This window comes from Hydrogenophaga sp. (assembly GCF_028698005.1).
Taxonomy (GTDB): Bacteria; Pseudomonadota; Gammaproteobacteria; order Burkholderiales; family Burkholderiaceae_C; genus Hydrogenophaga.
This window is the reverse complement of the sequence record NZ_JAQVEJ010000078.1, coordinates 1-13,034: the sequence shown is the minus strand read 5'-3', so window position 1 is coordinate 13,034 and position 13,034 is coordinate 1. Positions and strand designations below refer to the sequence as shown.

Genomic DNA, 13,034 nt, shown 5'->3' with positions numbered 1-13,034 from the left:
GGCCTCGCCGGTGCCGGCGTTCGCATTGCCGGTGTTCACCACCATGGCACGCACGCCCTGCCCGGCCGCCAGATGATCACGACAGACCTGCACCGGCGCCGCCGCGTAGCGGTTGCGGGTGAACACGGCACCGACCGAGGCGGCCTCGTCGATCAGGAACACCGTCAGGTCCTTGCGTCCGGCCTTGCGGATACCGGCCTCCGCCACGCCGATACGCACACCGGCCACGGGCAACAGCAAAGCGGGATCAGGACGTTCAAGCAATACGGGCATGGTGGTCGCGCCTATGAATGGAAGAAGTGCAACGAAATAAATGTCCCTGTCGCGGTCCCCCACGGAACCGGCTTGGCCGGGCCGTCGGGTGCGCCCCCCTCCAAGGGCCTGCGGCGGCGGCACCGAGCCACCCAGCGGTGCAGGAGGGGAGGAGTCTCATGTCAGCCGGCCGTGGCACTGTTTGTATTTCTTGCCGCTGCCGCAGGGGCATGGATCGTTGCGCCCCACACGCGGCACAGCCTGTGCGAGGCTGTCCCCATCGGTCACACTCTCCGTACCCCCGGTCTCGGTCGGCGCCGTGTAGGTGACGTTGGACAGGTGGCCGGCCTTGGCCTCCATCTGCTCAGCCGCCTCGTTGACCTGCTCCGGCGACTGCACCCGGACATTCATGAGAATACGGGTGACATCATTGCGCACGCTGTCGAGCAGTTGCCCGAAAAGCGTGAAGGCCTCGCGCTTGTACTCCTGCTTGGGCTGCTTTTGCGCGTAACCGCGCAGGTGGATGCCCTGGCGCAGGTAGTCCAGCGCCGCGAGGTGGTCGCGCCATTGCGAGTCCAGCGTCTGCAGCAGCACCACGCGTTCGAACTGCGTGAAGTTCTCCTCGCCGACCTGTACCACCTTGGCGTCGAACACCTCCTTGGCCGCGGCCTGCACACGGCCGACGATGTCATCGACCTCGACGCTCTCGGCGGACGACACCCAGTCGACCAGCGGGACGTCGACCGACCACTCCTCGCGCAGCGTGCGCTCCAGCGCGGGCAGGTCCCACTGCTCCTCGACACTGCCTTCGGGCACGAACTGGTGCACCAGGTCTGCAAAACAGCCGTCGCGCAGCGAGGTGATCTGCGCACGCAAATCCTTGGCATCGAGGATGTCGTTGCGCTGCTGGTAGATGACCTTGCGCTGGTCATTGGCCACGTCGTCGTATTCGAGCAGCTGCTTGCGGATGTCAAAATTGCGCGCTTCGACCTTGCGCTGTGCGCTCTCGATGCTGCGGGTGACCATGCCGGCCTCGATGGCCTCGCCCTCGGGCATCTTCAGGCGCTCCATGATCGCCCGCACGCGGTCACCCGCGAAGATGCGCATCAGCTGGTCGTCCAGGCTCAGGTAGAAGCGCGAGGAACCCGGGTCGCCCTGGCGGCCCGAGCGACCGCGCAGCTGGTTGTCGATCCGGCGCGACTCGTGGCGCTCGGTCGCGATGATCCGCAGGCCGCCCAGCGCCTTGACCTTTTCATGGTCCTGCTGCCACTGCGCGCGCGCCGCGTCGATACGCGCCGCCTTCTGCGCTTCGTCCAGGCTCTCGTCGGCCTCGATCGCCGCAATCATCTTCTCGAGGTTGCCACCCAGCACGATGTCGGTACCACGTCCGGCCATGTTGGTGGCAATGGTGATCGCGCCAGAACGGCCCGCCTGCGCAATGATCTCGGCTTCACGGGCGTGCTGCTTGGCATTGAGCACCTCGTGCGGCAGGTTCTCGGCCTTGAGCAGCTGCGAGATGATCTCGGAGTTCTCGATCGAGGAGGTGCCCACCAGCACCGGCTGGCCCCGCTCGTGACACTCCCGGATGTCGGCAATGGCCGCCTTGTACTTTTCGGGCGTGGTCTTGTAGACGCGGTCCAGCTGATCCTGCCGCTGGCTCGGGCGGTTCGGGGGAATCACCACCGTCTCCAGCCCGTAGATCTCCTGGAATTCGTAGGCCTCGGTATCGGCCGTACCGGTCATGCCCGCGAGCTTGCCGTACAGGCGGAAATAGTTCTGGAAAGTGATCGAGGCCAGCGTCTGGTTCTCGGGCTGGATCCTCACACCCTCCTTGGCCTCGACCGCCTGGTGCAGACCGTCGCTCCAGCGGCGCCCCGACATCAGGCGGCCAGTGAACTCGTCGACGATGACGATCTCGCCGTTCTGGACCACGTAGTGCTGGTCACGGTGGTACAGATGATGCGCCTTGAGCGAGGTCACCAGATGGTGCAGCAGCGCAATGTTCGAGGGGTCGTACAGGGATGCGCCCTCGGGCAACAGACCCGCCTGGGCCAGCAGTTGCTCGGCCTTTTCGTGCCCCTGCTCCGTCATGTGAACGGTATGTGCCTTTTCATCGACGGTGAAATCACCCGGTTTGATGACACCTTCGCCCGTGCGCGGATCGGCTTCGCCCTCCTGGCGCACCAGGTGCGGCACCAGTTGCTTGATCGCCATATAGACGGGCGTCTGGTCCTCGGCCTGCCCACTGATGATCAGCGGCGTGCGCGCCTCGTCGATGAGGATCGAGTCCACCTCGTCGACGATCGCGTAGTTCAGCTGGCGCTGTACGCGATCGCCCGCCTCGTAGACCATGTTGTCGCGCAGGTAATCGAAGCCGTATTCGTTGTTGGTGCCGTAGGTGATGTCGGCGCCATAGGCCGCCTGCTTTTCCTCGCGCGACATCTGCGGCAGGTTGATGCCCACCGTCAGGCCCAGGAAGTTGTACAGGCGGCCCATCCACTGCGCGTCGCGCGTCGCCAGGTAGTCGTTGACCGTCACCACATGCACACCCTTGCCGGCCAGTGCGTTCAGGTACACCGGCAGCGTCGCTGTCAGCGTCTTGCCCTCGCCCGTGCGCATTTCGGCCACCTTGCCGTGGTGCAGCGCGATACCCCCGATCATCTGCACGTCGAAGTGGCGCATCTTCATGACGCGTTTGCTCGCCTCACGCACGACCGCAAACGCCTCGGGCAGCAAGGCATCCAGCGTCTCGCCCTGGGCCAGACGCTGGCGGAACTGCCCGGTATGAGCGGCCAGCTCCTCATCGGACAGCTTTTCGTACTTGGACTCCAGGCCATTGATGCGATCGACCGTCTTGCGGTAGGTCTTGAGCAAGCGGTCGTTGCGACTGCCAAAGATTTTGGTCAGAAAGTTCGTGGCCATACGATTGGGACCATTGGCGCCGCGATGCGGTCACCTTTGGCCGGAGGGAAAATGGGGATTCGGGCGATCAGACGCCTGTCGGCCAGGCCAGATGGGACCGGCCGGCACGCGCAGGCGCCACGTGCAAGAGCAAACAGGGATTCTACAGAGGAGCCCTGTCGCAGCGACGCGTCAGCGTGCAGGCGGTGCCTGGCGGGGTGGCAGCAAAGCCGCCACATTCTCGCCGGCATTCAGGAAGCGCTTCGGATCCTGGGGTACGCCAGCCACCCACACCTCGAAGTGCAGATGGGGCCCGGTCGACCGACCGGTCGAGCCGACGTCTGCGATGTGCTGGCCACGCTTGACCAGATCACCCTTTTTCACCACCACCCGCGACGCGTGGGCATAGCGTGTGATGAGGCTGTTGCCATGGTCGATTTCGACCATGTTGCCGTACGCCGGATGGCGTTCCTGCACCACCACCACGCCGCCCGCTGCCGCCAGGATGGGAGTGCCTGTATGGGCCGGAAAATCCAGCCCCGTATGCAAGGCCGTCCGCCCGGTGATGGGATCGATCCGGAAACCGAAGGGTGAGCCGATGCTGCTGTCGTTCACCGGGACCTGGGTCGGCACCATGCTGCGCCGGATCTTCTGATCGAACAACCTGGATTCGACCGCCGTCAACCAGTCGAAGCCCATGCCCGATGCCTCATCCAGGCGGTCCAGCGTGGCCTGGAATTCCTCCGGTGTCAGCGGGCGCGAGGCAACCAGGGCGCCACCGGATGCCGGCGGCACACGGAACTCGGCCGGATCCAGCCCGGCCATACCCGCCACCCGCTCGCCCAGGGACTCGATCTGGACCATGCGTGCCTGCATTTCGCCCACCTTGCGGGCCATGGCGTCCAGGTTTTCACGCATGTACAGCTTGTTGGCGTCGACCTCGCCCTGCGTGACCAGGCGCGCCATCGACCCGAAACCGGGCCACCCCTGGCGCACGCCCTCGAGAAATACCCAGTGATAGGTGGCCACGGCGCCCAGCATCAGCAGACAGGACCCGGCCAGCGCCATAAGCACCAGTTTCACCCCATTGAGGTGAAGGGCGCGGCTCTTCGCCAGCCAAGCGTCCGTGATAATGATGTGCACGCCCTCAATCCTTCCATCCGAGACCCGATGTTACCCGCCCCCGGGTAGCCACCACGCCCATGAACCCTGTCATTCGCCGCCAGATGCTGTGGTCGCTGGAACAGGCTGCTGGCGAGGCACCACCGCTGGCCGCTCTTCAGGAACGGATTCGCGCCTCCAGCGCCTGCCTTCAGGCCGTCAAACCCCTGCTCCCCCCCCCACTTCGCGCATCGATCCAGGCCGGTCCGCTGCAGGACGGAGACTGGTGCCTGCTGGTGGCGTCGGCTGCGGTTTCAACCAAGCTGCGGCAACTGGTTCCCACGATGATCCGGGAACTCAATCAAAAAGGGTACCAGATTACGAGCATCAGACTCAAGATCCAAACGCCCGGACGATGAACGGTGCCGCTGGCCGCTGATATATGAATGGTGCCGCTTGTCTGACTCGAACAGACGACCTATCGCTTACAAGGCGAGTGCTCTACCAACTGAGCTAAAGCGGCACGGGCCTGGATTCTACTTGACGCGCTTGAGTGCCGGACGAGGCCCTTTGGGGCCGCCTGGTTCCGGGCTGCCATCGCCACCGGTGCCCTGCGCCAGCGACTCCTCCGTGGGCACGGCGCGCAGTTGCGGACCACGCTGTGCTGCGGGAGCGCCGCCGTCGGTGCCGCCGGACTCGCCGGGAAGCGCCGCCCCGGCATCCGCCTCGGACACCTGCGGCTCGGGCGGCGGAAAAGCCATCCCCTGCCCGTTCTCCCGCGCATAGATGGCCAGGACATGCGTGACCGGCACCAGAATTTCCCGCGCCACGCCGCCGAATCTGGCCTTGAATTCGATCCAGTCGTTGCCGATGTGCAGACCACTGGTGGCATCGTGGCTGACGTTGAGCACGATTTCGCCGTTGTTGACGAACTCCATGGGCACCTGCACCGACCGGTCGACATGCACCGCCATATACGGCGAAAAACCGTTGTCGGTGCACCACTCGTGCATGGCCCGGATCAGGTAGGGCCGCGTGGAGGGCAGGGCTTGTTCGTTCGTGTTGTTCATGCCGGCAGGGGCTTGCCACCAGGACCGTCGGCCCCGGGTGCAAGCGAGTCGCTTATTTGCGCATCACTTTTTCGGACGGGGTCAGGGCCTCAATGTAGGCCGGCCGGGAGAAGATGCGCTCGGCATACTTGAGGAGCGGCGCTGCGTTCTTGCTCAGCTCGATGCCGTAGTAGTCCAGGCGCCAGAGCAGCGGCGCGATGGCCACGTCGAGCATGGAGAAATTGTCACCCAGCATGAACTTGTTCTTGAGGAACACCGGGGCCAGCTGGGTCAGTCGGTCGCGGATATGAGCGCGCGCCTTCTCCAGGGCCTTGTCATTGCCCTTGGCCGTGCGGCTTTCCAGCACGGACACGTGGGTGAACAGTTCCTTTTCGAAGTTGAGCAGGAACAGGCGCACGCGTGCACGGTCCACCGGATCGCCAGGCATCAGCTGCGGATGCGGGAACCGCTCGTCAATGTACTCGTTGATGATGTTGGACTCGTACAGAATCAGGTCGCGCTCAACCAGTATCGGCACCTGGCCATACGGGTTCATCACGCTGATATCTTCCGGTTTGTTGTACAGGTCCACATCCCGGATCTCGAAGTCCATGCCCTTCTCGAACAGGACGAAACGGCAGCGGTGGGAGTAGGGACAGGTGGTGCCGGAATACAGGACCATCATGAGAAGCGCTCCTTAATGCAAAAAACAGTGGCGGATCTGCCACCGGGGTGGCATCGACCCGACCACTGCGCAGGCCGGCACCCCGGGGCACCAGCGAATCGAATACCTGCTTACTTGACGTCTTTCCAGAACGCCACGTTCAAACGCCAGGCCACAAGCGTGAAGGCAGCCAGGAACAGCATCACCCAGACACCCAGACGGACGCGGCTGTTCTGGGCCGGTTCACCCATCCATTGCAGGTAGGCGACGAGGTCACCCACATTTTGATCGAACTCGGCCTTGGACATGGCGCCGGGCTTGACTTGCTCCCAGCCCTTGAAGACGTCGGTTTCGTGGCCATGGCTGTCCACCTTCTGCATGACGGGCCTCTGCTCGCCCTGCCACTGCCACAGCGGATTGGGCATGCCGACGTTCGGGAACACCAGGTTGTTCCACCCCGTGGGCTTGGTCTCGTCACGGTAGTAGGTGCGCAAGAAGGTGTAAAGGTAATCCGCACCGCTGTAACCATGACCGGCCCTGGAGCGGGCGATCACACTCAGGTCGGGCGGGTTGGCCCCGAACCAGTCCTTGGCCTGCTTCGGGTCGATGGCTGCCTTCATGGTGTCACCGATCTTGTCGGTCGTGAAGGTCAGGTTTTCGGCGATCTGCTTGTCGGTCAGGCCGATGTCGCGCAGCCGGTTGAAGCGCATGAAGGCCGCCGAGTGGCAGCTCAGACAGTAGTTGACGAAGATCTTGGCACCATTTTGCAGCGCCGCGATGTCGTTGGTCCGGTTGGGCGCTTTCTCGATCGGGAAGCTGCCACCGGCCGCCTGAGCGGTACCAATCAGGCCCAGGGCGAGTGCAAAACCCAGAAGCATCTTTTTCATGGGGTGTTTCTCCACTTGCGGGTTCTTGACTCAGTGAGGCTTGAAAATGACACGGGCAGGCACGGGCCTGGGCTCACCCAGACGCGACCACCACGGCATCAGCAGGAAGAACCCGAAGTAGAACAGGGTGCCCACCTGAGACACACGCTCGCCGACCGGCGAAGGCGGTTGCACGCCCAGATAGCCCAGGATCAGGAAGTTGATCACGAACACCAGGTACAGCCATTTGTTCCAGCTCGGACGGTAGCGGATCGACTTGACCGGGCTGTGGTCCAGCCAGGGCAGGAAGAACAGGATGATCACGGCACCGCCCATCACCACCACACCCCAGAACTTGGCGTCGATGCCGGGAATGCCGATGAAGGAGAAGCCGCCAAACACCGCCAGCGCCACCAGCGCCGCCACCGAGATGCCGGCCTTGGTCATCAGCGACATCCGGCCCTTGATCCAGACGAACAGCACGGTCAGGACGGTGATGACCGAGACCACGAGCATCATCTCGGTGGTGATGGCACGCAGCATCGAGTAGAACGGCGTGAAGTACCAGACCGGAGCGATGTGCAGCGGCGTCACCAGCGGATCGGCGGGGATGAAGTTGTTGTACTCGAGGAAGTAGCCACCGAACTCGGGTGCGAAGAACACGATGGCCGAGAACACCATCAGGAACACGCTCACACCGAAGATGTCATGCACCGTGTAATAGGGGTGGAAGGGCACACCGTCGGCAGGCGCATCCTTGGACCAGCGGTTGCCTTTGGGGCCCGCCTTGATCTCGACGCCATCGGGATTGTTCGAGCCCACGTCGTGCAACGCCAGCAGGTGCGCCACCACCAGGCCCAGCAGCACCAGAGGAACGGCGATCACATGGAAGCTGAAGAAGCGGTTCAGGGTAGCGTCACCCACCACGTAGTCGCCGCGGATCAGGATGGCCAGATCGGGACCGACAAAGGGAATGGCGGAGAACAGGTTGACGATCACCTGGGCGCCCCAGTAGGACATCTGGCCCCAGGGCAACAGATAGCCCATGAAGGCTTCGGCCATGAGCGCCAGGAAGATGGCGCAACCGAAGATCCAGACCAGTTCACGCGGCTTGCGGTACGAGCCGTAGATGAGGCCGCGGTACATGTGCAGGTACACGACGATGAAGAACGCCGAGGCCCCCGTGGAGTGCATGTAGCGGATCAGCCAGCCCCATGGCACGTCGCGCATGATGTACTCAACCGAGGCGAAAGCCGTGTTCGCGTCTGGCTTGTAGTGCATCACCAGGAAGATGCCGGTGACGATCTGGATCACCAGCACCAGCAGCGCCAGCGAGCCGAAGATGTACCAGAAGTTGAAGTTCTTCGGAGCGTAGTACTCCGACATGTGAACCCGGTAGGCCGCGAACGCGGTCGGAAACCGGTTCTCGAACCAGTTCATGACCTTCTGGCCAGTGGGAGCATCGGGGGGAAGTTCTTTGAATTCAGCCATGTCAGCCTCTTGTGGTCGCAATGCGCAGGCGGCGCATCAGGCCTGTTTTTCTTCGCCAATGAGCAACACCGTGTCCGACACGTAGTAGTGCGGCGGCACCTCCAGGTTGTCCGGCGCTGGCTTGTTCTTGAACACGCGCCCGGCCAGATCGAAGGTGGAGCCGTGGCAGGCGCACAGATAGCCGCCTTGCCAGTCGTCCGGCAGCGAAGGTTGCGGACCGGGTGAGAACTTGTCGCCAGGCGAGCAGCCCAGATGGGTGCAGATGCCCACGCCCACGAAAACCTCGGGCTTGATCGAGCGGTGGCGGTTCTTCGCATACTCGGGAGTCGGGTAGGCCTTGCGCTCGGAGTTGGGGTCGGCCAGCTCGCCTTCGATCTTTTCGAGTGCGGCCAGCTGCTCCGGTGTGCGCTTCATGATCCACACCGGTTTGCCGCGCCACTCGACCACGACTTTCTCGCCGGGCTGGATGGCTGAAATGTCGACCTCCACCGCCGCGCCGGCCGCCTTGGCCCGCTCCGAAGGTTGGAAGGTGCTCACAAAAGGCACGGCAACGGCTGCGGCGCCCACGCCACCCATGGCGCAGGACGTGATCAGCCAGGTCCGACGACTGTTATCGACAGTCGAATCGACGGTTGCTTCACTCATGGGGATCTTTCAAGGTCGTTTCGAAACAGACACAAGGGTCAACCCGGCATTGTACCGGAGGCATGACCCGGCTCCGGTGCTTGCCGGGGCGCAGTGCTTGGCCAATGGCCGGATGGACCATCCCCGCCACCTTGCCGGCCCTTTCACTCTCCGGACCACCACAGCCTCTGCGGCATGCCACACTGCAGCTTTCGGCGGCAGAATGTCGATCACCGCCGGGAATCGATCGAATCATCAGTACAAGTACACAGGAGCCATTTACATGGGCATGATGCAAGAGTTCAAGGAATTTGCCGTCAAGGGCAACGTCATCGATCTGGCGGTCGGCGTCATCATTGGCGGCGCGTTTGGCAAGATCGTCGGCTCGCTGGTGGACGATGTGATCATGCCCTTGGTGGGCCTGGTGTTCGGCAAGCTGGACTTCTCCAACCTGTTCATCGCGCTGGGCGCGGTCCCCGAGGGCACGCCCCGCACCCTGGCCGCCGTGCGCGAGGCGGGCGTACCCGTGCTGGCCTACGGCAGCTTCGTCTCGGTGGCGCTGAACTTCCTGATCCTGGCCTTCGTGATCTTCATCATGATCAAGCAGATCAACCGCTTCCGCCGCGAAGAGCCCGCTGCGCCAGCCGAGCCGCCGGCCACCCCCGAGGATGTGCTGCTGCTGCGCGAAATCCGCGACAGCCTGCGCAAGTAAGTCGGACCGACGCGCCGCCGGCTCAGGCGGCCGTCATTTCCATCGCCGCGTCCCACGCGGCAATGAGACTGGACGGGTCGGCCCGGCCTGTACCCGCGAGATCGAAGGCGGTCCCGTGATCGGGACTGGTCCGCACGAAAGGCAGGCCCAATGTGGTGTTGACACCGCCATCCAGCCCCAGCAGCTTCACCGGGATCAGCCCCTGGTCGTGGTACATCGCGATCACGACATCGAACTGCCCCTGGCGCGCCCGCATGAAGACAGTGTCCGGTGGATGCGGGCCGGACACGTCCATGCCCATTTGCTGTGCCCGCGCCACGGCTGGCGCGATGATCTCGATCTCTTCGCGGCCGAACAGTCCACCCTCGCCCGCATGGGGATTGAGGCCCGCCACCGCGATCCGGGGGCGGCGCCCCTCGATCCGCAGGCTCCGGTCGGTGATCTGCAGGGTCTGCCACACCTCCTCGATGCTGAGCATGTCGATGGCCCGGCGCAGCGCGACGTGGATCGTCACGAGCACCGTCCTCAGCCCGGGGCAACTCAGCATCATGCGCACCGGCACCTCGTCCGCCACGCGACCGAGGTGTTCGGCCGCCAGGGCCTGCAGGAACTCGGTGTGACCGGGAAAACCGATGCCGGCGGCGGCCAGCGCCTCCTTGTGGATGGGAGCGGTCACCACGGCCTGCCCGGCGCCCGCCAGCACCTGCCGCGCCGCCAGCTCGATGGCGTCGGCCGCCATCCGGCCGGCGTCCGCGCTGACCTGCCCGATCGATGGCAGCGGGCGCGGATCACCGGCCTGCCACACCGCCAGCGAACCTGGCTTGCACGTGCCATCCCAGGCGCGCAAAGGCGGCAGCGGCAGGGGCGACTGGCCCGCGAGCCGCTCCCGCGCAGCCTGCATCACCGCGAAATCGCCGACCACCACCAGATCCTGCCAGCGTTCGGGATGCCGTGCCGCGGCGGCCAGCACGATCTCGGGACCGATGCCGGCGGGGTCGCCCATGGTCATGAGCATCGGAGGACGCGGGGAAGCCGTCATGGGCATCAGGCCGGGTTGGGAATGTCGATGAAGCGGTGCTCGATACCCAGCAACCGTGCCACGTGCTCACCCACCGCCGGCGCACCATAGCGCTCGGTGGCATGATGCCCGCAGGCCATGTAGCCAACGCCACATTCACGTGCATAGTGCGCCTGCGGCTCCGAAATCTCGCCGGTGATGAACACATCGGCGCCGGCGGCAATGGCGGCCTCGAAATAGGACTGCGCGCCGCCCGAGCACAAAGCGATTCGCCGCACCGGACGGTCGGGCTCGGCCACCAGGGTCACCGCGCGACCCAGCACCTGCCCGACGTCGCGTGCCATCTCCGCCATCGAGTCCCAGGCTCGCTGACCCAGGCATCCCAGGGCCTGCTCACCGAAACGACCGGTCGGACCGTCATCCAGTGTGATGCCCAATTGCCTCGCCAGTTGCGCGTTGTTGCCCAGTTCGGGATGTGCGTCCAGCGGCAGGTGGTACGCCAGCAAACTCACATCTGCCGCCAACAGACGCTCGAGCCGGCGTTTCATCCAACCCACCACGCGCCCATCCTGACCGCGCCAGAACAGGCCATGATGCACCAGGATCGCGTCAGCACCCGCCTCGATGGCGGCCTCAATCAGGGCCAGACTGGCGGTGACACCGGACACGAGTCGCCGCACCTCGGCCTTGCCTTCGACCTGCAGTCCGTTGGGACCGTAGTCCCTGAAGGCGGCCGGCTGCAGCAAATCGTCGAGCGCGCTGCACAATCGATCCCGGGAAACGGTTGGGTTGCATGGGTGGGTCATGCCTCGATTGTGGCAGGCAACAAGCGGCCTTCACACCCTTGCGCCACACGACACGACCCGACGCCCAGACCCCTTTTGCCCCGGGATCAGCCCCGCGAACCGCCGTCAGGGCTTCTGAGCGGCTTCCGATTCGGCCATTTTGCGCGTGAAAAAACGGTAGAACCAGACGGCCATCACGACGATGAACGCCAGCACCCCGACGCTGAACAGCCCGTAATCGGTTGAAAAAAGATCCACCATCGCTTTCATGCTGCCCTCCTGCGGCTTCATTGACAGATGCCCATTTCATCGTTGCGGGCTTTCATCTGCCTTGACCTTGATCAACCCCCTTGAAGTTCCTGGGTGACGCAACCAAATGACCGACAATGGAACCTACGCCGCCATTCCGGTCGCCCCATTCCCATACCCATGAAACGCCTCTGGCTGTTATTCGCCCAAACCGTGACGGTACTGGTCGCCGCCTACTTCGTGGTGGCCACGCTCAAGCCATCCTGGCTCGATCATCGACCCTCGACGTCCTATGTTGTCCCGGTGTTCGAGGCGGCTCCGCCAGCCACTGGCACCGAGGTGGCGCCCGGCAGTCTGAGGGCCGCCGCCCAGGCGGCCTCGCCGGCCGTGGTCAGCATCAACACCAGCAAGGTCACCGAACTGCCCCAGGAGCTCGCCGACCCCTGGTTCCGCTTCTTCTTTGGTGACCAGGGCTCGGCACAACCGCAAACCGGTCTGGGCTCCGGGGTCATCGTCAGCCCGGCCGGCTACATTCTGACCAACAACCATGTGATCGAGGAAGCGGACGAAATCGAGGTGGTGCTCAACGACGGACGCACCAGTGTCGCCCAGGTGATCGGCACCGATCCCGAAACCGACCTGGCCATCCTGAAGATCGATCTCGACAAATTGCCGGTGATCACCCTGGGCAACTCTGACGCACTGGCAATCGGGGACCAGGTTCTCGCCATCGGCAACCCGTTCGGCGTTGGGCAAACCGTCACCAGCGGCATTGTCAGCGCGCTGGGCCGCACCCAGCTGGGCATCAACATCTTCGAAAACTTCATCCAGACCGACGCCGCCATCAACCCGGGTAACTCCGGTGGTGCACTGGTGGATACCCAGGGTCGGTTGATGGGCATCAACACGGCCATTTACTCACGCTCCGGCGGCTCGATGGGTATTGGTTTTGCCATTCCGACATCGACCGCACGCAGTGTCATGGAAGCCATCGTTCGCGACGGGCAGGTGACACGGGGCTGGATCGGCGTGGAACCACAGGACCTGACACCCGAGCTGGCCGAAGGTTTCGGACTGGGCGACAAAGGTGGTGTCATCATCACGGGCGTGCTGCAAAACGGCCCCGCGGCACAGGCCGGCGTACGGCCCGGTGACGTGATCACCCACGTTGGCGAGAGGGAGGTCAAAAACGTGTCGCAACTGCTGTCGGCCGTCGCGGCGCTGCCTCCGGGGCAGCCCTCCACCCTGGTCGTGGTGCGCAGGGATGGCACGCAGTCACTGCAGATCGTCCCGGGCCGACGCAACCCCGCGCGGCCGCAGGT

14 protein-coding genes and 1 tRNA gene are annotated in these 13,034 nt (G+C 64.1%); 3 read left to right on the top strand and 12 right to left on the bottom strand.

Features of this window, described 5'->3' with window-relative positions:
- The 3 genes from PHQ87_RS09340 to PHQ87_RS09330 all read right to left on the bottom strand — a co-directional run.
- Positions 1-273, bottom strand: a 273-nt coding sequence (locus PHQ87_RS09340; RefSeq protein WP_300233310.1) for a bifunctional ornithine acetyltransferase/N-acetylglutamate synthase, incomplete at its 3' end; no start/stop codon positions are given.
- 156 nt (positions 274-429) lie between these two features.
- A complete protein-coding gene (secA, locus tag PHQ87_RS09335; RefSeq protein WP_300233308.1) occupies positions 430-3,174 on the bottom strand; it encodes a preprotein translocase subunit SecA in 2,745 nt (914 codons plus the stop codon).
- A 171-nt stretch (positions 3,175-3,345) separates the two neighbouring features.
- Positions 3,346-4,296, bottom strand: coding sequence for a M23 family metallopeptidase (locus PHQ87_RS09330; protein ID WP_300233306.1), 951 nt, complete (start codon positions 4,294-4,296; stop codon positions 3,346-3,348).
- Positions 4,297-4,355: 59 nt separating this feature from the next.
- On the opposite strand from PHQ87_RS09330, the gene PHQ87_RS09325 reads away from it, so the two are divergent.
- Complete coding sequence (locus tag PHQ87_RS09325; protein ID WP_300233305.1) at positions 4,356-4,673, top strand: DciA family protein; 318 nt, start codon at positions 4,356-4,358, stop codon at positions 4,671-4,673.
- A gap of 28 nt (positions 4,674-4,701) precedes the next feature.
- On the opposite strand, the gene PHQ87_RS09320 is transcribed toward PHQ87_RS09325, so the two are convergent.
- The 6 genes from PHQ87_RS09320 to petA all read right to left on the bottom strand — a co-directional run bounded on the left by PHQ87_RS09320 (position 4,702) and on the right by petA (position 8,969).
- Positions 4,702-4,777, bottom strand: a tRNA-Thr gene (locus PHQ87_RS09320).
- Positions 4,778-4,790: 13 nt separating this feature from the next.
- The gene (locus tag PHQ87_RS09315) at positions 4,791-5,324 is read right to left on the bottom strand and encodes a ClpXP protease specificity-enhancing factor (protein ID WP_300233302.1); all 534 of its coding nucleotides are present in this window, start codon (positions 5,322-5,324) and stop codon (positions 4,791-4,793) included.
- A 52-nt stretch (positions 5,325-5,376) separates the two neighbouring features.
- The gene (locus PHQ87_RS09310) at positions 5,377-5,988 is read right to left on the bottom strand and encodes a glutathione S-transferase N-terminal domain-containing protein (protein ID WP_300233300.1); all 612 of its coding nucleotides are present in this window, start codon (positions 5,986-5,988) and stop codon (positions 5,377-5,379) included.
- Between the two features lie 110 nt (positions 5,989-6,098).
- Positions 6,099-6,854, bottom strand: coding sequence for a cytochrome c1 (locus PHQ87_RS09305; RefSeq protein WP_300233299.1), 756 nt, complete (start codon positions 6,852-6,854; stop codon positions 6,099-6,101).
- Between the two features lie 30 nt (positions 6,855-6,884).
- A complete protein-coding gene (locus PHQ87_RS09300) occupies positions 6,885-8,324 on the bottom strand; it encodes a cytochrome bc complex cytochrome b subunit (protein WP_300233297.1) in 1,440 nt (479 codons plus the stop codon).
- Positions 8,325-8,360: 36 nt separating this feature from the next.
- Positions 8,361-8,969: a ubiquinol-cytochrome c reductase iron-sulfur subunit gene (gene petA, locus PHQ87_RS09295; RefSeq protein ID WP_300233295.1), complete on the bottom strand. Its 609-nt coding sequence runs from the start codon at positions 8,967-8,969 to the stop codon at positions 8,361-8,363.
- Positions 8,970-9,231: 262 nt separating this feature from the next.
- Here petA and mscL point away from each other — a divergent pair, with 262 nt between their 5' ends.
- Positions 9,232-9,660, top strand: a complete 429-nt coding sequence (gene mscL / locus PHQ87_RS09290) for a large conductance mechanosensitive channel protein MscL (protein ID WP_300233294.1) — start codon at positions 9,232-9,234, stop codon at positions 9,658-9,660.
- 22 nt (positions 9,661-9,682) lie between these two features.
- Here the strand turns inward: mscL and pdxA are convergent, their stop codons facing one another.
- The 3 genes from pdxA to PHQ87_RS09275 form a co-directional block, all read right to left on the bottom strand.
- Positions 9,683-10,669, bottom strand: a complete 987-nt coding sequence (gene pdxA / locus PHQ87_RS09285; protein WP_300233292.1) for a 4-hydroxythreonine-4-phosphate dehydrogenase PdxA — start codon at positions 10,667-10,669, stop codon at positions 9,683-9,685.
- Positions 10,670-10,704: 35 nt separating this feature from the next.
- The gene (locus PHQ87_RS09280; protein ID WP_300233290.1) at positions 10,705-11,484 is read right to left on the bottom strand and encodes a Nif3-like dinuclear metal center hexameric protein; all 780 of its coding nucleotides are present in this window, start codon (positions 11,482-11,484) and stop codon (positions 10,705-10,707) included.
- Between the two features lie 105 nt (positions 11,485-11,589).
- Positions 11,590-11,733, bottom strand: a complete 144-nt coding sequence (locus PHQ87_RS09275) for a DUF3149 domain-containing protein (protein WP_300233288.1) — start codon at positions 11,731-11,733, stop codon at positions 11,590-11,592.
- Between the two features lie 159 nt (positions 11,734-11,892).
- Here PHQ87_RS09275 and PHQ87_RS09270 point away from each other — a divergent pair.
- Positions 11,893-13,034 (top strand): trypsin-like peptidase domain-containing protein (locus PHQ87_RS09270; RefSeq protein ID WP_300233286.1); only part of this gene is annotated, 1,142 nt, incomplete at its 3' end.